This window comes from Mesorhizobium hunchu (assembly GCF_040081975.1).
GTDB lineage: Bacteria > Pseudomonadota > Alphaproteobacteria > Rhizobiales > Rhizobiaceae > Mesorhizobium > Mesorhizobium hunchu.
On record NZ_JBEBMG010000004.1, the window covers coordinates 350,688 to 370,637 of the forward strand.

At 64.7% G+C, this 19,950-nt stretch carries 20 protein-coding genes; 13 read left to right on the plus strand and 7 right to left on the minus strand.

Annotation, left to right across the window (positions count from 1 at the left end; translation table 11 throughout):
* Positions 1-33 precede the first annotated feature (33 nt).
* The 5 genes from ABMA46_RS10330 to ABMA46_RS10350 all read left to right on the plus strand — a co-directional run bounded on the left by ABMA46_RS10330 (position 34) and on the right by ABMA46_RS10350 (position 7,583).
* On the plus strand, positions 34-3,417 hold the full coding sequence (locus tag ABMA46_RS10330; protein ID WP_348999249.1) for a YhdP family protein: 3,384 nt from the start codon (positions 34-36) through the stop codon (positions 3,415-3,417).
* A gap of 98 nt (positions 3,418-3,515) precedes the next feature.
* Positions 3,516-5,672 carry an NAD-dependent DNA ligase LigA gene (gene ligA, locus ABMA46_RS10335; RefSeq protein ID WP_348999250.1) on the plus strand — a complete coding sequence of 719 codons (2,157 nt, stop codon included), beginning with the start codon at positions 3,516-3,518 and terminating at the stop codon, positions 5,670-5,672.
* Between the two features lies 1 nt (position 5,673).
* Positions 5,674-6,363, plus strand: a complete 690-nt coding sequence (locus ABMA46_RS10340) for a DUF2461 domain-containing protein (RefSeq protein ID WP_348999251.1) — start codon at positions 5,674-5,676, stop codon at positions 6,361-6,363.
* Between the two features lie 198 nt (positions 6,364-6,561).
* Entirely contained in the window at positions 6,562-7,290 is a 729-nt protein-coding gene (locus tag ABMA46_RS10345) for an AzlC family ABC transporter permease (RefSeq protein WP_348999252.1), read from the plus strand.
* Positions 7,287-7,583: an AzlD family protein gene (locus tag ABMA46_RS10350; protein WP_348999253.1), complete on the plus strand. Its 297-nt coding sequence runs from the start codon at positions 7,287-7,289 to the stop codon at positions 7,581-7,583. Before ABMA46_RS10345 ends, ABMA46_RS10350 begins: the two co-directional genes overlap by 4 nt.
* Positions 7,584-7,831: 248 nt before the next feature.
* Here ABMA46_RS10350 and ABMA46_RS10355 read toward each other — a convergent pair whose 3' ends face one another.
* Complete coding sequence (locus tag ABMA46_RS10355) at positions 7,832-9,676, minus strand: aminopeptidase P family protein (RefSeq protein WP_348999254.1); 1,845 nt, start codon at positions 9,674-9,676, stop codon at positions 7,832-7,834.
* Positions 9,677-9,890: 214 nt separating this feature from the next.
* On the opposite strand from ABMA46_RS10355, the gene ABMA46_RS10360 reads away from it, so the two are divergent.
* Complete coding sequence (locus tag ABMA46_RS10360; RefSeq protein WP_348999255.1) at positions 9,891-10,061, plus strand: hypothetical protein; 171 nt, start codon at positions 9,891-9,893, stop codon at positions 10,059-10,061.
* Between the two features lie 6 nt (positions 10,062-10,067).
* Here the strand turns inward: ABMA46_RS10360 and ABMA46_RS10365 are convergent, their stop codons facing one another.
* Together ABMA46_RS10365 and ABMA46_RS10370 are read right to left on the minus strand one after the other, a co-directional pair.
* Positions 10,068-10,949, minus strand: a complete 882-nt coding sequence (locus tag ABMA46_RS10365; protein WP_348999256.1) for a 50S ribosomal protein L11 methyltransferase — start codon at positions 10,947-10,949, stop codon at positions 10,068-10,070.
* An 8-nt stretch (positions 10,950-10,957) separates the two neighbouring features.
* A complete protein-coding gene (locus ABMA46_RS10370; protein WP_348999257.1) occupies positions 10,958-11,536 on the minus strand; it encodes an SCO family protein in 579 nt (192 codons plus the stop codon).
* 16 nt (positions 11,537-11,552) lie between these two features.
* Between ABMA46_RS10370 and ABMA46_RS10375 the strand changes: the two genes are divergently transcribed.
* The 4 genes from ABMA46_RS10375 (at position 11,553) to ABMA46_RS10390 (ending at position 13,459) form a co-directional block, all read left to right on the plus strand.
* Complete coding sequence (locus ABMA46_RS10375) at positions 11,553-11,759, plus strand: hypothetical protein (RefSeq protein WP_348999258.1); 207 nt, start codon at positions 11,553-11,555, stop codon at positions 11,757-11,759.
* Positions 11,743-12,261, plus strand: a complete 519-nt coding sequence (locus ABMA46_RS10380; protein ID WP_348999259.1) for a CreA family protein — start codon at positions 11,743-11,745, stop codon at positions 12,259-12,261. The genes ABMA46_RS10375 and ABMA46_RS10380 overlap by 17 nt, the downstream gene beginning before the upstream one ends.
* Positions 12,262-12,328: 67 nt before the next feature.
* Positions 12,329-12,985: a DapH/DapD/GlmU-related protein gene (locus ABMA46_RS10385; RefSeq protein WP_348999260.1), complete on the plus strand. Its 657-nt coding sequence runs from the start codon at positions 12,329-12,331 to the stop codon at positions 12,983-12,985.
* A gap of 162 nt (positions 12,986-13,147) precedes the next feature.
* Positions 13,148-13,459, plus strand: a complete 312-nt coding sequence (locus tag ABMA46_RS10390; protein ID WP_348999261.1) for a hypothetical protein — start codon at positions 13,148-13,150, stop codon at positions 13,457-13,459.
* A gap of 107 nt (positions 13,460-13,566) precedes the next feature.
* On the opposite strand, the gene ABMA46_RS10395 is transcribed toward ABMA46_RS10390, so the two are convergent.
* Positions 13,567-14,781: a hypothetical protein gene (locus ABMA46_RS10395; protein ID WP_348999262.1), complete on the minus strand. Its 1,215-nt coding sequence runs from the start codon at positions 14,779-14,781 to the stop codon at positions 13,567-13,569.
* A 241-nt stretch (positions 14,782-15,022) separates the two neighbouring features.
* Between ABMA46_RS10395 and ABMA46_RS10400 the strand changes: the two genes are divergently transcribed.
* Complete coding sequence (locus tag ABMA46_RS10400; protein ID WP_348999263.1) at positions 15,023-15,538, plus strand: low affinity iron permease family protein; 516 nt, start codon at positions 15,023-15,025, stop codon at positions 15,536-15,538.
* On the opposite strand, the gene ABMA46_RS10405 is transcribed toward ABMA46_RS10400, so the two are convergent.
* Positions 15,535-16,422, minus strand: coding sequence for an SDR family NAD(P)-dependent oxidoreductase (locus tag ABMA46_RS10405; RefSeq protein ID WP_348999264.1), 888 nt, complete (start codon positions 16,420-16,422; stop codon positions 15,535-15,537). The genes ABMA46_RS10400 and ABMA46_RS10405 overlap by 4 nt on opposite strands.
* A 197-nt stretch (positions 16,423-16,619) precedes the next feature.
* On the opposite strand from ABMA46_RS10405, the gene ABMA46_RS10410 reads away from it, so the two are divergent.
* Entirely contained in the window at positions 16,620-16,901 is a 282-nt protein-coding gene (locus ABMA46_RS10410) for a hypothetical protein (RefSeq protein ID WP_348999265.1), read from the plus strand.
* A gap of 92 nt (positions 16,902-16,993) precedes the next feature.
* Here the strand turns inward: ABMA46_RS10410 and ABMA46_RS10415 are convergent, their stop codons facing one another.
* Positions 16,994-17,590, minus strand: coding sequence for a TMEM175 family protein (locus tag ABMA46_RS10415; protein ID WP_348999266.1), 597 nt, complete (start codon positions 17,588-17,590; stop codon positions 16,994-16,996).
* Positions 17,591-17,742: 152 nt separating this feature from the next.
* Here ABMA46_RS10415 and ABMA46_RS10420 point away from each other — a divergent pair, with 152 nt between their 5' ends.
* Entirely contained in the window at positions 17,743-18,057 is a 315-nt protein-coding gene (locus ABMA46_RS10420; RefSeq protein WP_348999267.1) for a ferritin family protein, read from the plus strand.
* A 39-nt stretch (positions 18,058-18,096) separates the two neighbouring features.
* Here the strand turns inward: ABMA46_RS10420 and ABMA46_RS10425 are convergent, their stop codons facing one another.
* A complete protein-coding gene (locus ABMA46_RS10425) occupies positions 18,097-19,317 on the minus strand; it encodes a DUF2778 domain-containing protein (protein ID WP_348999268.1) in 1,221 nt (406 codons plus the stop codon).
* Positions 19,318-19,950: the final 633 nt, after the last annotated feature.

Consider the following 19,950-nt stretch of genomic DNA (forward strand, 5'->3'; position numbering starts at 1 on the left):
GATTCGCCATGATCGAGTTCGAACGGAAAACGGGTGGATCAGGAGCAGCCGCACGAAAAGATCAAGTTCAGGCGCGACGAAATCGCTGATCTGAGCGCGATGCCATCGGCCTGCGTCGTGCCGCCTCTGGGAAAGGCGCGGCTCCGGCGCGGCCGGCGCATCCTGTTTCGTCTGGTGGCCGTCTTTGCGCTGCTGCTGGCCGTCCTCGCCGGTTCCGTCTACCTCATCGGCGCGTCGGGTATCGGTTCGGAACGCCTCAGAAGCATCGCCGAGCGAGCCATCGAGCGGATGGCCGGCGTCGATGTCTCCGTTGCTCTCGGGCCTGCCCGCCTGACACTCGACGGCGGGAGTTTCCTCGCCCTTCGCGTCAGCGACGTCAGCGTCAGGACAGCGGCCGGCCGGCCGATGGTCGAGGCCGGGTCGATGCGGTTCGGTGTTCGCCTGATTCCGCTCCTGTCCGGAGACGTGCGCCTGACCAGCGCCAGAATCGTCGATGCACGCATCGTCGCCGCCGACTTTCCGTCCGGGACTGGTGACTGGAGCGCCTCCTTGCGCAATGCGCAAGGGCTGATCGATCCGGACAAGGTTTTGGCGGCGGTCTTCGGCGGTCTTCGCCAGGCGCTCGATGCCGTGCGGACCGATTCCGTGCGCCGCGTCGGTCTGCGCAACGTGGATATCGTCCTGCCCGAAACAGGCGACGTCAAGTTGCTGCATATCGCTAACGGCCGCCTTGCCGAGACCGGCCCCGAGGCGATTGAACTGTCGTTGGATGCCGACATTGACGGCCTCGGATTGACCGTCACAGCAGCAGCCTCCCGCGACGGCGGCGGCCGTATCGGCGCGCTCGAGGCCGATATCGCGATGGCGACCCCGCCGTCGGGCAAGGACGCGGCGGCGGCCGGCAGCCTGGGTCGGCTCGCCGTTCATCTGACAGGCGCCGAAGGCCAAGGCCCGGCCCCTTCGCGCCTTTCAGCCAGCGTCTCGATTGCCGACGCGGCGCTCGACCTGGAGGACGACGGCGTCGTTCCGCTCGACGCGGATGTTTCGGCGACGCTCACGGCCGGCGCGAACAAGCTGTCGCTCGACCGCGTCCAGATCAGGAGCGGCCGTTCGATGTTCGATTTCGAGGGATCGCTCGGCCCCAAGCCGCGCGATGCCGGCGACCGGGAGCCGTCCTATCGCTATGACCTTGTGAGCGACGGTTCCACCCTGGCGCCGGGGGATTCGCCGGAGCCTGCGCTTCCGTTCCTGGCGCGCGTGGCAGGAACGTACCAGACGGTCAGCAGAAAGCTGGTGGCCGATACGATCGCTTTGCGCGCCGGGCCGACCGGCGAAGTGCGCGGCAGCGTCATCGTCGCTTTCGCGCCCGGCAAGAAGCCGGGCCTGTCCGTGGCTTTCGGCGTTCACGATATGCCTGTTTCGCAGGTCAAGCAGCTGTGGCCCTGGTTTTCCGCGAAAGGCGCGCGCCATTGGGTTCTGAACAATCTCTTCGGCGGGCGGGTCCTCAACGGCAACGTCAGCTTCAGCAAGACGCCGCAGGACGCGGAAACCGGCGAGGATCAGCCGCCGGACGAAGAGGTGTCCGGCCGCTTCGAGATCGAGAATACGCGCTTCGACACGGCTGGCCGTATCCCGCCGGTGCGGGACGCCGACGGGGCCGTCGAGTTCCACGGCACCAATGTCAGGATCACCCTGTCTTCCGGGACGGTCTTTCTGCCGAGCGGGCGCACCGTGGCGGCCAGCGACGGCAGCCTGACCGTGGACGACGTGAAGGTCCATCCTGTCATCGGCTCGCTGGACATCGACGTGGCGGGCGAGGCGCCGGCGATCGCGGAACTCGCCTCCTATGAGCCGATCGATGCCATGAGCCATGTCGGCATCATGCCGAGCGACCTTTCCGGGACGGTCACGGGCAACGTCAAGGCGGATATTCCTCTTGAGTCCGGTGCCGACAAGGACAGCCTGAGCTGGCTCGTGGCGCTCGACTACAAGGACCTGTCGCTTGCCAAGCCCTTCGATGGCCAGACGGTGACGGCAGCGGATGGCAACATCACCGTCGATCCGGCGAAGGCGGTGATTTCCGCCACCGGCAAGCTCAACGGCATTCCGGCCGAAGTCAATCTGGTTGAGCCGCTGCGCCAGGATGGCCTGTCGCGCAGCCGCAAGGTCTCGCTCATCATCGATGACAAGACGCGCGATGCCTTCATGCCGGGCCTCTCGACGCTTTTGTCCGGCACCATCAAGGTTGCGGTGGATCGCAACGACGACGGCAGCCAGGCCGTTTCGGCCGATCTGACGAACGCCAGGCTGACGATTCCCTGGGCCGGATGGAGCAAGGGAGCCGGCGTTCCCGCCGATGTCAGTTTCATCATGACCGGCGACGGCACGGCGAAGACCCTGTCGCATTTCGATCTGAGCGGCAAAAGCTTCGGCATCGAGGGCCGTGTTCTGCTTGATGGTGACGATCTGGCCTCGGCGACCTTCGACAAGGTCCGGCTCAACCGGGGCGACGATGTCTCCGTCACCGTGAAACGCTCTTCGAAGAACTACGCGGTGACGATCCGCGGCGATGCGCTCGACGCGCGCTCGCTGATCAAGCAATTCACGTCCGATTCCGACACGGCCGAGAAGGCCGCCGGGTCGGGCTCCGTTTCCGTCGACGCCGACGTCAAATCGCTGACAGGCTTCCACGACGAGCAGTTGAGTGATCTGAAACTGGACTATGCCGTGGGAGGAAGCCGGGCCGGCGGCTTGCAGGCAAGCGCGACCGCCCGCTCGGGCGCGGCGATAACCATCGCGGACACATCCGCCGGCGGGAAGCGCTCGCTGTCGATGAAGTCGTCCGACGCCGGGGCTGTGCTCCGCTTCCTCGATGTCTACGAGCACATGCAGGGCGGGGCGATGACCCTTGCCCTGTCGAGCCAGGGGAACGGTCCCTTGCACGGCAGCCTCGATGCCCGCAACTTCATGGTCGTTGACGAGCCGAAACTGGCCTCCATCGTCTCCACGACGCCGGCCGGCGACAGCCGCAGCCTCAACCAGGCGGTCAAGGGCAAGATCGACACGTCGCGCGTACCGTTCGACCGCGCTTTTGCCGAGATCGAAAAGGGCGACGGCTATCTGAACCTGGCCAACGGCATCGTGCGCGGTCCATCGATCGGCACGACCTTCCAGGGCACGCTGTATGACCGCAACAACGACATGGACGTGACCGGCACCTTCATGCCGATCTACGGCCTCAATCGCATATTCGGTCAGTTGCCGATCGTCGGCGCCTTGCTGGGCAACGGCCGCGACGGCGGCCTGATCGGCGTCACCTACCGGTTGAGGGGCAGCACCGACAATCCAGTGCTCACCGTCAACCCGCTGTCGGTCATCGCACCTGGAATTTTCAGGTCGATCTTCGAGTTCCGCTAGCTATGTTTGGCAGGGGCTGGCAGGGGTTCTCTCCAGGTACTTGAACCTTCGCCCTGCCTGCGGCCATAGTCCGTGCCGATCCACATGCGGAACCATTCATGCCGACAACCGACAAACCCGTCGATTCCCTGACACTCGAAGAGGCGGAGACTGAACTTGCGCGGCTTGCCGGTGAGATCGGCGAGCACGACCGGCGCTACTATGCCGAGGACGCGCCGACGGTCTCGGACGCTGAGTACGATGCGCTGCGCCAGCGCAACGCCGCCATCGAGGCCCGTTTTCCTGAACTGGTGCGTGAGGATTCGCCCTCGCGCAAGGTCGGCACAGCGCCTTCCGGCACCTTCGGCAAGGTGGTCCATGCTGTGCCGATGTTGTCGCTCGACAACGTCTTCTCCGACGAGGACGTGCGCGACTTCGTTGCCAGCGTGCGCAGGTTCTTGGCCTTTCCGGCCGACAGGGAGATCGTCTTCACCGCCGAACCCAAGATCGATGGCCTTTCCATGTCGCTGCGCTACGAGAACCGCAGGCTGGTGACGGCGGCGACGCGCGGCGACGGCACGACGGGTGAGAATGTCACGGCAAACATCCGTACAATAAAGGAAATTCCCGAAAGCCTGCCCGCGGATGCGCCCGACGTGGTCGAGGTGCGCGGCGAGGTCTATATGCGCCGCGATGACTTCTTCGCCCTGCAGAAGCGGCTGTCGGAGACGGGGCAGGCCATCGCCAATCCGCGCAACGGCGCGGCGGGCAGCCTGCGCCAGAAAGACCCGGAAGTCACGCGCACGCGCTCGCTGCGCTTCTTCGCCTATGCCTGGGGCGAGGTCAGCGAGCCGTTGGGCGAAACCCAGTACGACGTGGTCAGGCGCTTCGGCGACTGGGGATTTCCCGTCAACGACCGCATGGTGCGCTGCCGCACCGTCGAGGAAATCCTCGAGCACTACCACGCCATCGAGGCCGAACGGGCCGAGATTCCCTATGACATCGACGGCGTCGTCTACAAGGTCGACCGGCTCGACCTTCAGCAGCGGCTGGGCTTCCGCTCGCGCAGCCCGCGCTGGGCCACCGCGCATAAATTCGCCGCCGAAAAGGCGATGACGGTGCTGAACGGCATCGATATCCAGGTCGGCCGCACCGGCGCGCTGACGCCGGTGGCGCGGCTGGAGCCGGTGACGGTGGGAGGAGTGGTCGTCACCAACGCCACGCTACACAACGAGGATTACATCAAGGGCATCGGCAACAACGGCCAGCCGATCCGTGACGGCCGCGACATCAGGGTGGGCGACACCGTCATCATCCAGCGCGCCGGCGATGTCATCCCGCAAATCCTCGACGTGGTCATGGAAAAGCGCCCGGCAGACGCCGTGCCTTACGAATTCCCGCGTGTCTGTCCCGCCTGCGGCAGCCATGCGGTGCGCGAGGAAGGGGAGGCGGTGCGGCGCTGCACCGGCGGCCTGATCTGCCCGGCGCAGGCGGTCGAGCGGCTGCGCCATTTCGTGTCCCGCAATGCTTTCGATATAGAGGGGCTGGGCGAAAAGCAGATCGAGTTCTTCTTCCAGGCCGGGGACGAGGCGCTGAGGGTGCAGTCGCCGGCCGACATCTTCACCCTGAAGGCCCGTCAGGCCGGCTCGCTTACCAAGCTGGAGAATATCGACGGCTTCGGCGACGTTTCCGTGCGCAAGCTCTTCGCAGCGATTGACGACCGCCGCGCCATCGAGTTCTCGCGCTTCCTCTACGCGCTCGGCATCCGCCATATCGGCGAGACCAACGCCAGGCGCTTCGCCCGCCATTTCCTGTCCTTCGCATCCTTCCGTGCTGCCGCCGAAAGCGCCGTTGCGCCGGAAGGCAAGGGCGATCCCGGCAACGCCGCCTGGCAGGAACTGAACGGCATCAACGGCATCGGCAGCGTGGTCGCCGAGGCAGCGGTGGATTTCTTCGCCGAAGAGCACAACCGCAAGGTCGTGGACGACCTCCTCAAGGAAGTGAACGTGCGCGACGAGGAGCCCGTCGGCGACGTCTCTTCTCCGGTTGCCGGCAAGACCGTCGTGTTCACCGGGGCACTGGAGAAGATGTCGCGCGACGAGGCCAAGGCGATGGCCGAGAGGCTTGGCGCCAAGGTCGCGGGCTCCGTCTCGAAAAAGACCGACCTGGTCGTGGCCGGGCCGGGAGCGGGCTCCAAGCTCAAGCAGGCGACGGACCTAGGCGTCGAGGTGATCGACGAGGATGGCTGGTTCGCGCTGGTCGCCAGGGACGGCTGACATGGCCGCGTTCAACGGCTTCGGCGAGAAGGCCATACCCTTCCTCAAGGCGCTGAATTTCCACCAGAGCCGCGAATGGTTCCAGGAAAACCGCGACCTGTTCGAGCAGGAACTGCGCGAGCCGCTGGGTGACCTGGTCGATGTGCTGAGCGAGCGCTTCGCGGCGGCCGGGCTGAAGTTGAAAGGCGACCGGAAGAAATCGCAGTTCCGCATCAACCGCGACGTGCGCTTCTCCAAGGACAAGCGCCCGTATACGGACCATGTCTCGGCCATCCTGTCGCCCGACGGCACCAAGATGGAGCAGGGCGTCTTCTTCGTCCACATCGGCACCGAGCGCTGCTTTGCGGCGGTCGCCTGGTGGCAGCCGGCGCCGGCGCTGCTTCTGGCCATGCGCACGGCGATCGCCGAGAAGCCGAAGGCGTTCCGCTCGATGGTGTCCAGGCTCGAGAAGAACGGCCTGCGGATCGGCGCGGAAGGGCGGTTGAAGCGCGCGCCGCGCGGCTTCGAGGCCGTTGCGGAACCTGATCTCGCGGCGACTGTGCGCAATCGCCATTTCGTCGTGCGTCACGAGATCGATCCGGCCGCGATCCATCACCCCGCATTGGCTGACGAACTGCTCGACTTCGCCCTGCGCGCCAAGCCGCTGCTCGACTGGGGCAGGGCGATCGAGGCAGGGACGCCTGCACGATAGCATTCTGCAACCAGCCGGAGACGTCTGGCGCCTGCACGAATGCGGCCAGGAAAAACAGACTGGAGCAGCGGAACTGCGGTCGCCAGAACGCCCGCTGCTCTATCGCATCATTTCCGCTGATCGCTTGGCTCAAGCGAATTCGTGTGACATCGGCATGGCCGCCTCCTACATACGGCGCTCCCAACCGGAAGGAATCCCATGTCGTCCTCGACAATCGCCGAACGCCTGCGGACGGCGAGCGATTTCTGGGAGGGCGCACGTCTCAGCGTCCCTGTTATGGTCGCCTCCGGCCCCTTCGCGGTGCTGTTCGGCGCGCTCGCCGTGGACAACGGCTTTTCCGTCTTCGAGGCATTCCTGATGAGTGCCGCCGTGTTCGGCGGCGCCAGCCAGATGGTCGGCATCGAACTGTTCGGCCAGCATGTCGCGCCGTGGCTGATCGTGCTGTCGATCTTCGCCGTCAATTTCCGCCACGTTCTCTATTCGGCGGCGATCGGCCGCCATCTCGCGCATTGGCCGCTCCTCCAGCAGGCCCTCGCCTATTTCATCCTCACCGATCCGCAATATGCGATCGCGGAGCGGAAGGTGGAGAGCGGGCGCAAGGTCTCTTTCTCCTTCTATATGGGCGCGGCCCTGCCGGTCTATCTGTCGTGGACCGCGCTGTCCGGGCTCGGCGCTTTCTTCGGCCGCATGATCCCGGATACGCAGGCGCTCGGCGTCGATTTCCTGCTGCCGATCTATTTCCTCGGCCTCGTCATGGGCTTCCGCAAGCGGCCGCTCTGGCTGCCGGTCGTGGCGGCGAGCGCCGTCGCCTCAATCGTCGCCTACAAATTCGTCGGCTCCCCCTGGCACGTCTCCATCGGCGCGCTGGCCGGCGTGCTGTTCGCCGCCTTCATGCCGATCCGACCTTCCACGAGGCAGGAGCCATGAGCACGACGATCTGGATCATCCTGGCGGCGGCGGTCGCGACCTACCTGACGCGCATCGGCGGCCATCTCGTCATGTCGCGTTTCGAGCGCATCCACCCGCGCGTCGAAGCCGGGCTGAACGCCGTGCCGGCGGCGGTGCTCACCACGCTCGTCGCGCCGGAAATGCTCCACGCCGGCCCGGCCGAATGGCTGGCCATCGCGGTCGCCGCGCTGGTCGCCCTGCGCGGCGGGCTGATGGCCATGTTCCTGGCGGGTGCCGTGGTGCTGATCGTGGCACGGCAGTTCATGGGGTGATTTTCGGGACGCGCGTCCTGGACGCGCATCATGCGCAGCGCCGTCATCCCGGAATTGGCTTTCGAGCAAAGCGAGAAAACAATGTCCGGGATCCATTCCGGAACATATCCGAGGTCACGGACTGGATCCCGGCTCGCAGTCGCGGAGCCTGTCCTCGGGCCAGCCAAAGGCTGGACCCGGGGACTCCCTTGACCGGGATAATGGGCACGATGCGCGCGCAGCCTCGCACGACGCACTTAAACGACAACTCACCCCTTCTCCTCCTGCGGGAAGGGCGCGCAGGCTTTTTCCAACCACGCCAACGTCTCGCCGTCCAGCATCGGTCCGATCTCGGCCAACACCCAGGCATGGTAGCGGTCGAGCCAATGCAACTCGTCGCGGTCGAGCATGTGGGTCTTGATCATGCGCCGGTCGAACGGCGCCAGTGTCAGCGTCTCGAAGTCGTGCATGGCGATGTCACCGCCCTCGATCTGCTCGGCCGGTGTCACCAGGATCAGGTTCTCCAGCCGGATGCCGTAAGCGCCCTCCTTGTAGTAGCCCGGCTCGTTGGAGAGCATCATGCCTTCCAGCAGTTTCTCCGTCCCGCTGCGGGCGATGCGCTGCGGTCCCTCATGCACGGCAAGGTAGGAGCCGACGCCGTGGCCGGTGCCGTGCGCAAAATCCAGCCCGTGCCTCCACAGCGCCATGCGGGCGATCGCGTCGATCTCCGAGCCGCGCGTGCCGGCGGGGAAGCGCAGCCTCGAAATGCCGATCAGGCCCTTCAGCACCAGCGTATAGCGCTCGCGCATCTCTTCACTTGGCTGGCCGACCGGCATGGTGCGGGTGATGTCGGTGGTGCCGTCCTGGTACTGGGCGCCGGAATCGAGCAGGAACAGTTCGCCTTCGTTCAGCTTGCGGCTGGTGGCGCGCGAGACCCGGTAGTGCATGATGGCGCCGTTCGGGCCGGCGCCGGAGATGGTGTCGAAGGAGACGTCGCGCAGGGGCATCTGCGTTTCCTCGCCGGTCCGGCGACGGCTTTCCTCCAGCCTCGTCACCACGGCGATCTCGTCGAGCGAGCCGGGCGGCTGGCGGTCGAGCCAGCAAAGCAGCCTGGCGACCGCGGCGCCGTCGCGCCGGTGCGCGGCACGGCTCCCGGCGATCTCGGCCTTGTTCTTGGTCGCACGCGGGATGCGCGCCGGGTCGGCGGCCTCGACGACGCTGCCGCCGTTGTCTGCGGCCAGCATCCTGAGCTTTTCCGCCGCCAGCGCCGGATCGAGCGCGATCTTCGCGCCGTCCCTGGCGAGCGCCGTCAGGTCGGATTCGAAATCGCCCGGCTCGCGCAGATCCGCAAGCTGGGTGAGATAGGCCTCGACCGTGCGCGAGAACTTGCGCTTGTCCATGTAGAGACGATGCCGGCCGTCCGCCGCGAGGATCGCGAAGCCCAGCGCCAACGGCGTGTGCGGCACGTCGTTGCCGCGGATGTTGAAGGCCCAGGCGATGGAGGAGGGGTCGGTCAGCACGGCATGGGTGGCGCCGTCCTTCCCGATCGCCGCCGCCAGCCGCGCCAGCTTGTCCTTGGCGAGTTCGCCAGCCAGCGCGTTCGGATGGAGTTCCACCGGCTCCATAGGCGCGTCCGGCTGGTCGTTCCAGATCGCATCGATCGGGTTTTCCTCGACCGGGACAAGTTCGGCACCGACCTTGTCGGCGGAGGCTTTGAGCGCCTTGACCTCGGAGATCGTATGCAGCCAGGGATCGAAGCCGATGCGCGCGCCCTTGCCGATATTTTCCCGCATCCAGACGGCCGGCGGATTGTCGATCAGGCTCTCGACGGTGAAGACCGACGGGTCGGTTTCCTGGCGCACCTGCAACTGGTAGCGGCCGTCGACGAAGACGAAGGCGCGCTCCTTCAGCACGATCGCCACCCCGGCCGAGCCGGAGAAGCCGGTCAGCCATTTCAGCCGGGCGGCGCGGGCGGGCACGTATTCGCCCTGGTGCTCGTCGGCGCGCGGCACGATGAAGCCGTCCAATCTATGCCCCGTCAGCCATTGGCGCAGCTTGGCGACGCGCGGTTTGCCGACCGAGGGATCGCCTGCCGAATCGAAAGTCTGGAACATAGGGTTGTCGCTTCTCGTCTCGAATATCGCGCGAACCGTAGCGTCAGCGACGGACTGATACAATCCGCCCTGCTTGGTCCAAACAGCGTGTGCCTGTCGCCGCCGCACATGCGATCGGGAATGGCCGCCATGCACATTCTGCACTTCACTACAAGGTCAGTATTGCTTACCTTTTTCGCGGGAGGACGGATCGAAGCCTGCAAGGAGCAAGCCCATGACCTCCAACGGATTTTTCAGGACTGCCCTGGACAACCTCATCGCCGGGCGCCAGCGCGAGGCCGGCCGCCACGTCAGCCGCTTCCTGCTGACCATGAGCGACGACGCGCTGAAGGAATACGGCTACAACCGCGACGAACTGCGCAAGGCGGCCGCGGCGCGGTTCTGAACATTCTCACCGCTTGAGGTGGAGCGTCACCCAGCCGTCGCGGTGAAGCGTGGCCACATGCCGGAAGCCCGCCGCCGCATAGGCGGCGCGCACGGCCTCCTCCTGCCGGTCGAGGATGCCTGACAGCACGGTCGATCCGCCGGGCTTCTGATGCCGCAGCATCTGCGGCGCAAGCTCGATCAGCGGGCCGGCGAGGATGTTGGCGACCACTAGGCCGAACGGCTCCCTGTCGAACGCCGGATGTTCGAAGCCGGTCGCGGTGACGCATTCGACAAGGTCGGCGACACCGTTCAGGCGCACGTTGGCAGCCGCCACCTCCGTCGCGACCGGATCGATGTCCGTCGCCAGAACGGGGATTCGCGCCAGCTTCGCCAGCGCGATGGCGAGCACGGCGCTGCCGGTGCCGAGATCGAGCGCGTCGGCCGGCTTTTCCTGCTCAACCACCTCGGCGATCATTTCCAGGCATCCGGCCGTGGTGCCGTGGTGGCCCGTTCCGAAGGCAAGCCCGGCTTCGATTTCGATCGCGATGTCGCCCGGCTCCACCTTGTCGCGATCATGCGCGCCATGAACGAAGAATCCGCCGGCGCGCACCGGCTTCAGCCCTTCGAGCGACAGCGACACCCAGTCGATGTCGGGCAGGATTTCGCGCTCGACCGCGCGCGGCAGCGACAGACCCGCAAGCACGTCGCGGATACGGTTCTCGACGTCCTCGGCATCGTCCATCGCGTAGACGGACACTTCGTGGATGTCGCGCTCCTCGTCGAGTTCCAGGACTGCCAGCGGAAGGCCGTCCTCTTCGAAGACCGCTTCCAGCGCTGGAAAGATCCGGTCGGCTTCCGCCTTGGAAGCTGTGAAATGGAGACGAACCTGCTCCCCAACCTTGTCCATGGACGCCCTCAGCCTTTCGAGGCAAGCCGCTTGAGCTTGGCGACGGCGGCATCGGCGCTCTCGCCATAGGCGATCGTGCCGGCGAACTCGCCCTTCTTGTCGAGAAGCAGGACCGAAGCGGTGTGGTCCATCGTGTAGTCGCCATCGCCGGTATCGACCTTCTTCCAGTAGATTCCGAAGGCCTTGGCCATCGCATACACCTTGTCGGGAGTACCGGTGATGCCGACGATCCGGTCGGAGAAGTTGCTGATATAGGTGTTCATGACCTCCGGCGTGTCGCGCGCGGGATCGATCGAGACGAAATAGGAATGGATGTCCTTGCCGTCGTCGCCGAGCGTCTTCAGCCAGCCGGAAAGCTCGAAAAGCGTGGTCGGGCATACTTCCGGGCAATGGGTGAAGCCGAAAAACACCGTGCTCGGGTGGCCGCGGAACGCTGCCTCGGTGATCGGCTGGCCCTTCTGGTCTTCCAGCGTGAAGGCAGCGCCGAAAGCCTCGCCTCCATAGTGGCCGCGATACCAGTCGAAGGTCAGCCAGCCGATGCCGGCTGCCATCAGGACCAGAATGCCGACGAGAATGGAGCGCATCATGAGGAAATGTCCGTGAATGGAATTCGCAGAAGCCGTCAGTCGCGCCGCCGGCGCGAACCGCAAGGTCGATATGGGGACGGAACCATCATGGGCGCATCTTACAGGCTCGCGATGGGCCGCGCAAAGCGCGCTGATGCCGCATCACCTTGCAAAAGACGGCGAGGTCTCCCACTTCATGCCGGCATTGTTTCATTCCCGGAGCGCACATGCCTCGTTATGCTGAAATCTCTGCCGTGGCGCGCATCGCCGCGGCAACCGCTTTTGCCCTGGGCCTCGCAGGCGCCGCCGGCGCGGCTGTGGCTCAGGAGGTCGGCAAGGTCGGGGTCGACTGGATCGGCAACGACATCGTCGTGGAGGCCATCAAGGATCCCAAGGTCGAAGGCGTGACCTGCCACGTCTCCTATTTCGATCGCTCGGTCGTGGACCGCCTGAAGAAAGGCAACTGGTTCGAGGATCCGTCCGATTCGGCCATTTCCTGCAACCAGACCGGCCCGATCACCATCCACGACATCGACATGTCGGAAGAGGGTGAGGAGGTCTTCAAGCAGGGCATCAGCCTGATCTGGAAAAAGCAGGTGGTGAACCGCATCTACGATAAGGCCAACGACACGCTGATCTATCTCTCGCATTCGCGTCAGGTGCAGGACGGCTCCGCCAAGATGGCGCTCTCCACAGTCCCGCTCTACGGCCAGAACGTCGTGTGGGAAAAGGGCAAGCCGAAGTAGCCGCCGCTGCATCGCCGGTTAAGGATGGCTATCTTGCGGGCGGGTCGGTGCCGTCGTAAAGCCGGCCATGGACCCGCATCTCCTGCTCAGGGACTCCGAACCGCGCATCCACCCGACGGCCGAGCTGAAATCCTGCCGGTTGGGGCGCTATGCCTCGATTGCCGAGCGTGTCATCCTGCGCGAGGTCAGCGTCGGCGACTTTTCCTATTTCGAGCGCCATTCCGAGGCGGCCTATGCCTCTATCGGCAGGTTCTGCTCCATCGCCGCCAACACGCGCATCAACGCGCTGGAGCATCCATTGGAACGCCTCACCACGCACAAGGTCGGGTATCGTCCGAACGAATATTTCCGGGGCATCGGCGTCGATGCCGGCTTTCTGGAACGGCGCCGAGGCAGGCCGGTGACGATCGGCCATGACGTGTGGATCGGCCACGGCGCGGTGATCCTGCCCGGCGTGACCGTCGGCAACGGCGCGGTGATCGGCGCCAACGCTGTGGTGCGCCGCGACGTTCCGGCCTTCACCGTCGTCGCGGGCGTTCCGGCCAAACCCTTGCGTCGCCGCTTCGCTCCGGAGACTGCCGCGCGCATCGAGGCTCTGGCCTGGTGGAATTGGCCGCCCGAGACGATCGCTAGGGCCGTTCCCGACATGCAGTCCATGACGATCGAGGCGTTTCTCGACCGCTGGGAGGCCGTTGCTTCGACTGGCCCGGATCCGGTGCGCTAACCAATCCGCTTAAGGTAAAAGATTAGCGTTAAAAAAGGGAAAACAGGTTGTATTGACGAAATACGGCAACCAGTGATTGATTAATCGAAAGTGTTCCGTATCCTTCTTCTCGGAGGTGCTTGCAGGAAAGCGAAAGGATTTCTGCAACCAAGGAGAGAAGTCATGAAGAAGTTCGCACTTGCACTTGCCATCGCTGCCGTTTCCTTTTCGGCGGCGGGTGCCCAGGCTGGCGGTTTCGGCCGTCACGGCGGTAACGTCGGCGCCTCGGGCGGGCTGATCAACGTCTCGCCCTCCATCGGGCTCGGCAACATCGGCGTCCTGAACGGCGTGCTCAGCGGCAACGCCATCCTGAGCGGCAACAACGTCTCGGGTATCCTCAACGGCAACACGACCAACGTGCTGAGCGGGATTCTCGGCAGCGTCACCAATGTCGTGACCCAGGGCAACCGCAGCTACAAGCTGCGCCGGCACTGAGGTAAGCTTTCGGACCTCACGGCCCGAAGCAGGGCAGGAGGGCCTTGAACCCTCCTGCCTTCGACCATGAAGTCGGTCCGGCCTACTGTGCCGGACCCGCCAGCCGTTCAAAGGCTGGCGCGCCAGCCCAGGAACACGTCGATCGTATCCTCCCGCGTTTCCAGAACGGACTTGAAGGTTCTCGACGCGTCGAGGCGCAGCACGGCCTGCGTCGACGGCGTCAACCGGTACGCCGCTTCGGCATAGACGCCGTGGCTGCGTTCCGTGTTCTCGAACAGGAGGTTGCGCTTGTCCTGCCAGAACAGGCCGGCCGACAGCGCCAGCTTCGCACCGGCCTTCCAGCCGGCCTCCAGCTCGGCGCGTTGCAGCCAGGACGCCAGCGGGTCGTCGCTGTCGATATCCTCGAAACGGCCACAATACGTGCCGCGCAGTTCGAAATTCCGCGGCAGCGCCTTCTTGAAGGCGATCTGCCAGGCTGGGCGGATGGCACCGTAAAGCCCGTCTGTAGCCCGCAGGAATTCCGCGCCCGCCGCCACGCCCGCGCTTGACCCGTCGGCGCCGGTCCAGGCGAACTCGCCGCGCAGCGAATAGCGCTGGAACCCGACAGCCACCGGCGGAGAGCCGAGCTGCTGCACAGAGACGAGCAAGGCGGAGCCGGACGCGCCGATGGTGAACCGGCCGAGCGCGCGAGCCAGCCGGAAGCCGGCCTGAAGGCGATTGCGGTCGGCGTCGAGTTGCACCGGCGAAAGCAGGGCCGGCTTGAAATGGCTGTTGCCGATCATCTCGAAGCTGTCGCCGACCTCAAGGATCAGGGACGTCGCATCGCCGAGGTCGATCCCGACCTGGCCCGATGCGCCGAACACCTGCTTGGCCGTGCGCGTGCCGAGCGTCAGCGGCCCGATGGCAAAATCGTCGCCTTCGCTCGAGATGCGGTAGGTCAGCGTGCCGCGCAGTTCCAGCCCCGGCCGCAACCGCCGGAACGCCTGCGCCGACAGGGTGAGCGCCCGGTCGTCCTCGATGCGCACTGTATCGTGGCGTGTCGCCTCGACCTCCGCACCCAGCGTCACAGTCGCGTCCGCATCTCCCCACTCCCGCTGCAGCGAGCCGCGCAGCAGCGTGTACCAGTCGGAGACCGCATGATCGCTGTCCAGCGCGTTGGTGGTGAAATGACGTTCGACGGCGGCCGTGATCTTTGCCGTCTGCGCCACACCAGCCTGCGCCTCGCTGGAGAAGGCGACGGCGGCGAGCAGTCCATTCGCGAACAGGGTGGGGCCGAAGGAGGCGGATCGGAGCCTGCTCCACAGCCTTGGAACTCGCCTCATGCCCTCTGCCTTCCCGTGAGACCCCTTCCGCCGTGCGGGGGTGGCGAGGCGGAAGGGGCCGGAGGTGCCGCACTGGGCGGAAGGAGCAGGCGGAATTGCCTGCGAGAAGGATAGTCTCACATCCACTTTAAGTAGAATATATTCCTATATACAACCTAGTCGTTAGGCAGGTTGCATCTTCACGGCCCCGGGAACCACCGGCACCCGTCGCGAGTTGTTCCGGACCTTTGAGGGTTTATCCATGTTCGAAAAGACGTTCACCAATGTCGCCAACGGCGTGGCCTATCGCAGCGGCCTGCCGACGACGTTCATCCTCTGTGTCGCGCTGGTGGTGGTCTGGGCCGTCAGCGGTCCGATCTTCGGTTTTTCCGACACCTGGCAACTCGTCATCAACACAGGCACCACCATCGTCACCTTCCTGATGGTGTTCCTGATCCAGAACACGCAGAATCGCGACGGCGCCGCCATGCAGGCAAAGCTCGACGAACTGATCCGCGTCACCGAGGCGCAGAATCATTTCATCGGTATCGAGCACCTGACCGAGACCGAGGTCGAGGAAATCCGCGACAAGTGCGAGAAGGCCGTAAAACGTCACGCGATGGAAAGCGCGAGCAGGCAAGGCAGGCAGAACGCTGAGGCGCAAGCTGCCCAGGAATTGAAAAAGAGTTTTGGCAAAACCGCGCCAGCCAATGCGCGTAAGTCCTCCCCTGCCAAATCCGGGCGCACGTCTGCGAAGGCAGGAGGTGCCGTGCGTTAGTCCTGGCTGCCGCCCTTCAGAAAGGCGGTGAAGCCGTCCTTGTGATCCGGGTGCCAGCGCGACAGGGCAGGGCGGTTTTCGATGACGTCGCCGATCGCCCACGCCATGCGCAATTCGTCCGTCCGCCGGTCGGTCTCGTTGTCGGGACACAGGATATAGAAGTCGCCGCGCATAAGCGCGGCAAGCATGAAGTCCACGACCTGTTCGCCCGTCCAGGCGCCCGCCGGCTTCTCGGTCGCGTTGCGCGTCAGCCCGGTATAGGTGAAGCCGGGAATGAGGAGATGGGCGGACAGGTTGGCGCCCTGCTCGTTTCGCAAAGCGTGCTGGAGACCTTCGGTAAAGGTTTTCAGCGCCGACTTCGAGACGTTGTAGGCGAGGTTGCCCGGCGGCGTGGTGATGCCTTGCTTGGAGCCGGTGTTGACGATGAGCCCGGTGCGGCCAGCCTTCAGCATCCGCGGCGCGAAAGCCTCCACGCCGTTCACGACGCCCCAGAAGTTGACGTCCAGTATCTCGCGAAAACCCTTCCCGTTCTCCCATGGCTTGCCGGTGTTGTATTCGATGCCGGCATTGTTCATCAGTATGGTCACGTCGCCCGTCGCGAAAGCGATCCCCGCGAGGCGTTCCATGTCTTCGGACCGCGAGACGTCCGTCGCCGCGGCGATGACGCTGTCGTTGCCGCGGGTCGCAGGACCGATGGCCCTGAGCGCATCCGCCGCGGCCTCCAGCCGGTCGCCGGGCAGGTCCGCCAGGACGACCTTCATGCCGAGATTCGCCAGCCGCTTGGCTGCGGCAAGGCCGATGCCGCTCGCAGCACCCGTGACGACGGCGACGTTGCCCGCTGACAGCGCAGGCAGGGCATCGGCGATTTCATTGTCGGTCGGCATTTTCTCTCCTTGGGTCCCGGCATAGCGCCGTCGCATGCTGTGGCGCGCCTGCCCTCTTTCGATCCGGTCGGTGGCGCCGGTCATCACATCGGGAATGCCGTCGCAAGGTCGCCGGCAACGGCGCGGTTCGCGCGCGCCGGACGGCAGAGGCATGGGCGCCGGTTGACGCGGCAGGCAAGAGTTCCCATCATTCCCCGATGACTGACTGGATTGCAATCCTGAGTGAGCAGACCGAGGCCGGCGAGCATATGGCGCGCGAGGTGCCTGCCATGCTCGAAAACCCCGACATCACCGAACCGCAGGTGAAGGCGCTGTTCTCGGCGCTCGAGGTTCAGGCCGATTTCGTCGAGAAACTGCGCATGGCACTGGAGAAGGTCGGGCACGACTTTCCCGTCATCACCGCGGCGGAACGGCTGGAGGAACGCTATGCGGACCTTGCCGCCTCGGTCGCGGACAAGCTGAAGGACATGCGCGCCTGAAGCGCACCGCGATCCTTCATGTCACTCTGCCAGCCTTCTGTGCGTGATTTGACCTTGCGAACGATGCTTCCTTTCAGGAGACTTGCGTCGCATCATTGCCCTTCGGGCTCGTGCCTGGTCAATTCGTGCTCGAAACGCCTGTCTGGAATGAACCATGCCCCGGCCATCGCGGCATAGATCACTACGCCGATCCATTTGTTGACGGTGAGTGCCAGAATGATCCCCGCGGCATAGGCCGCCAGGGAGACGATCTCCTTCCAGCCATGTCCTACGGCCCTGCCGAAGGCGGTTTCGGGGCCATGCAGCCGGCGCAATTGCACCACCAGGATCCCGTAGGCCAGCGCGCACAGGATCAGGTCGCCGCCATAGACAGCCACCGGAACCGGCGCGAAATGGTTCTCTCCCATGAAGGCGGTCGTCACCGGCATCAGCGAAAGCCAGAACAGAAGGTTCAAATTGGCCCACAGGACCCGGCCGTTCACCCGCTGGACGGTGTGGAACATGTTATGCAGGTTGTTCCAGTAGATGCCGACATTGACGAACGACAGGACATAGCTGAGGAAGTGTGGCCATTGCGGCAGCAGCGCGGACAAGTCGTCCCCTTCCGGCACCTTCAGTTCCAGCACCATGATGGTGATGATGATCGCCACCACGCCGTCGGTGAAGGCTTCGACCCGTCCCTTACCCATGCGCGTTTCCTCGGTCTCGGTCGATATTAGGCGCGGCCGCGTGGCCCTGTCATCGGCTTGCCGTATCCTGAATCACAGGAAAATACCTCGCGGCGCAACTTCTTGGCGTCGTGGCCGTTCTGGTGGGCGATCTTTTCAAACCGAGAGGAAAAATGCCCACCGAACAATATCATGAACCGCCGGAAGAACTTTCCCAGCAGACCCGCACCTTCGCCCGCATGGTCACGTCGCTGATCGAGGAGGCGGAGGCGATCGGCTGGTACGAACAGCGCATCTCGCTTGAGAAGGACAAGTCCGCCCGCGCCATCATGGAGAACGCGCAGAAGGAGGAGTTCAAGCATTTCGGCATGGACCTCGAATGGTTGCTGAGGGCAAAGCCGGACTGGCGCTCCGAACTCAAGGAAATCCTTTTCACCAGCGGCGACATCGTCGAGGCCGGCGAAAAGGGAGAAAATAAGGTGGATTGAGCGGCTATGCTGCGATTGCGGCCACTCCAGTCCTCTGCCTCAGGCACCGCGTCCGTTGTCGGCCACCGTGGTGGCCGGCAGCGAGTGCCGGCTTCTGCCCGGCACCACGATCATGCGCGTGATCTTGCCGCGCTTGAAGGCCTTTAGGAAACGCTTGTAGTCCTTGAAGGCGACACAGCCGTTCGACTGCTCGGGCCTGCCCCGCAGCATTTCCGTATGGGCCAGAAGGCCGTTGCGGCCGTAGGGGTTCCTGCCGTCGGTCGGGGTAAGACGGATCGCCTCGACACCGTGGAACAGCGACTCGCGTATGGTGAGCTTGTATGTACCCGGTGGCGTCGGCCCACGCATCTTCTGGTCGACATACTTGATGTTGTCGGCCATGTGGCCAATGCCGGAATGCGCCTCCAGCCTGGTGCCGTCCGGCATCGTCACGGTCGCCGCGGAAATATCGTAGACGGCCACGCCGGCGCGCGCTTTCGGGGCAGATCTGGAGAACAGGTTGCCGAACAGCCCGCCACCGCTCTCGCGCGGATTGTCGGGCTTGGCGTAGGCGAGCATGTTGCTGGTGTCGCGCTTGGCCGGCTTCGGCGCGGACGGCGCGGTGGAATTGTCCTGTTCCCTGGCCAGCCGTCGAGACGGTCCGCGTTGCGGCTTGTCGGCCGGGCTGTCGTCAATCTGCGGCCGTCGGCCCGGCAGCGGAATGGTGTCCGGCAGATCGTCGAAGACCGCCACGTCGGTATCGCCGTCTCCGCTCAATGCGTCCTCAGGCGTCACGAACAGGCTGCTGAACGGTGTGTCGGCAGAGGGCGAGGACGTTGCCGCCGCATAGGCGAGTTCGACGCTGGCGGCGCCGGCAAGAGCCAGCGCAAGGCGCGACGAACGCTCGGTTTCCGAGCGCTGCCCGAAACGGTCAGATGCGGGAAGTTGCGGTGCACTGGCAACGGCGACGTCGAAGCGCTCTTTCAGCGGCTGCGTTCCGTGGGCGGCGTCGTGCCGGGCAACCAGCATTCCTGCGCGGGAGAACGCTGCGGCCAGCTTCTGCGGCGACAAGGCGACGCTTGCGGCCACGGTCTCGAACCGCTCGCTGACGGAGATGGTGTGCGAATGCGCGCCGCCGGTCGGTCCGGCAAGGGCGACGTCTATCAGCCGCTTGGCCTTTTCGGGTTTGTTGGTCGTGCTCGCTGCGATCTCGCGCGGCACGCGGGGCATGAAGCCCGAACTGGATGAAAGCGAACTGGTGGCCGACAAGGCTCCTGCCATGCTGCCCACGAGCCATAGCGAGAGGCCGACACCGGCGCCAGGAACGGCCACCCAACGGATGATCGTCGAAGAGAGCGGGAATTTTCGGCCCGAACCGCCGGCGGGACGACCGCCCCGATTTTCTTTACGCACGAACGCCATGAACCAATCTCTCAACCGGCTTTCATCTCGACTGCGCCCACAGCCGATGTCGCAAGAGTTGAACCCCCGGCGCACCCCTGCGCCGCCTTAATGTTGCCGATTGATTCAAAAGATGGACAAAGATGGTTAATCAACCTTTGCCAGTCCCCGGTTTTTCGGGCCCGCATGCCCGAGATTGATGGTTCCCCTCATGCTCAGGAAGGTGGAAAAACCACCTATCCGGCTCTCCTGCTGCCTTTTTTGCTCGTCGAAGTCAAGCAATCGGAAGCATTTGGGCCGTCTTTCGCCGGATTTCGATGCTCTAGGCAGAATCGACATTCATCGCATCCACAGCATTGCGGCGGCGAGTTGCAGGAAGCTTAGGAAGTAGGCCGCGCGGCGGTCGAAGCGTGTGGCGATGCGTCTGAAGTGCTTGAGCTTGTTGAAACAGCGCTCGATCGTGTTACGGACCTTGTAGGCCTCGAAGTCGTAAGGGATCGGCGTCTTTCGGGT

Bases quoted from the DNA above. Each gene is read 5' to 3' on its own strand.
- ABMA46_RS10375 (WP_348999258.1), top strand. From the start codon at position 11,553: ATGGAATTCGCAGAAGCCGTCAGTCGCGCCGCCGGCGCGAACCGCAAG.
- ABMA46_RS10345 (WP_348999252.1), top strand. From the start codon at position 6,562: ATGTCGTCCTCGACAATCGCCGAACGCCTGCGGACGGCGAGCGATTTC.
- ABMA46_RS10405 (WP_348999264.1), bottom strand. From the start codon at position 16,422: ATGCCGACCGACAATGAAATCGCCGATGCCCTGCCTGCGCTGTCAGCG.
- ABMA46_RS10410 (WP_348999265.1), top strand. From the start codon at position 16,620: ATGACTGACTGGATTGCAATCCTGAGTGAGCAGACCGAGGCCGGCGAG.
- ABMA46_RS10340 (WP_348999251.1), top strand. From the start codon at position 5,674: ATGGCCGCGTTCAACGGCTTCGGCGAGAAGGCCATACCCTTCCTCAAG.
- ABMA46_RS10355 (WP_348999254.1), bottom strand. From the start codon at position 9,676: ATGTTCCAGACTTTCGATTCGGCAGGCGATCCCTCGGTCGGCAAACCG.
- ABMA46_RS10370 (WP_348999257.1), bottom strand. From the start codon at position 11,536: ATGATGCGCTCCATTCTCGTCGGCATTCTGGTCCTGATGGCAGCCGGC.
- ligA (WP_348999250.1), top strand. From the start codon at position 3,516: ATGCCGACAACCGACAAACCCGTCGATTCCCTGACACTCGAAGAGGCG.
- ABMA46_RS10380 (WP_348999259.1), top strand. From the start codon at position 11,743: ATGCCTCGTTATGCTGAAATCTCTGCCGTGGCGCGCATCGCCGCGGCA.
- ABMA46_RS10350 (WP_348999253.1), top strand. From the start codon at position 7,287: ATGAGCACGACGATCTGGATCATCCTGGCGGCGGCGGTCGCGACCTAC.
- ABMA46_RS10425 (WP_348999268.1), bottom strand. From the start codon at position 19,317: ATGGCAGGAGCCTTGTCGGCCACCAGTTCGCTTTCATCCAGTTCGGGC.
- ABMA46_RS10400 (WP_348999263.1), top strand. From the start codon at position 15,023: ATGTTCGAAAAGACGTTCACCAATGTCGCCAACGGCGTGGCCTATCGC.
- ABMA46_RS10420 (WP_348999267.1), top strand. From the start codon at position 17,743: ATGCCCACCGAACAATATCATGAACCGCCGGAAGAACTTTCCCAGCAG.
- ABMA46_RS10360 (WP_348999255.1), top strand. From the start codon at position 9,891: ATGACCTCCAACGGATTTTTCAGGACTGCCCTGGACAACCTCATCGCC.
- ABMA46_RS10390 (WP_348999261.1), top strand. From the start codon at position 13,148: ATGAAGAAGTTCGCACTTGCACTTGCCATCGCTGCCGTTTCCTTTTCG.
- ABMA46_RS10415 (WP_348999266.1), bottom strand. From the start codon at position 17,590: ATGGGTAAGGGACGGGTCGAAGCCTTCACCGACGGCGTGGTGGCGATC.
- ABMA46_RS10395 (WP_348999262.1), bottom strand. From the start codon at position 14,781: ATGAGGCGAGTTCCAAGGCTGTGGAGCAGGCTCCGATCCGCCTCCTTC.
- ABMA46_RS10385 (WP_348999260.1), top strand. From the start codon at position 12,329: ATGGACCCGCATCTCCTGCTCAGGGACTCCGAACCGCGCATCCACCCG.
- ABMA46_RS10365 (WP_348999256.1), bottom strand. From the start codon at position 10,949: ATGGACAAGGTTGGGGAGCAGGTTCGTCTCCATTTCACAGCTTCCAAG.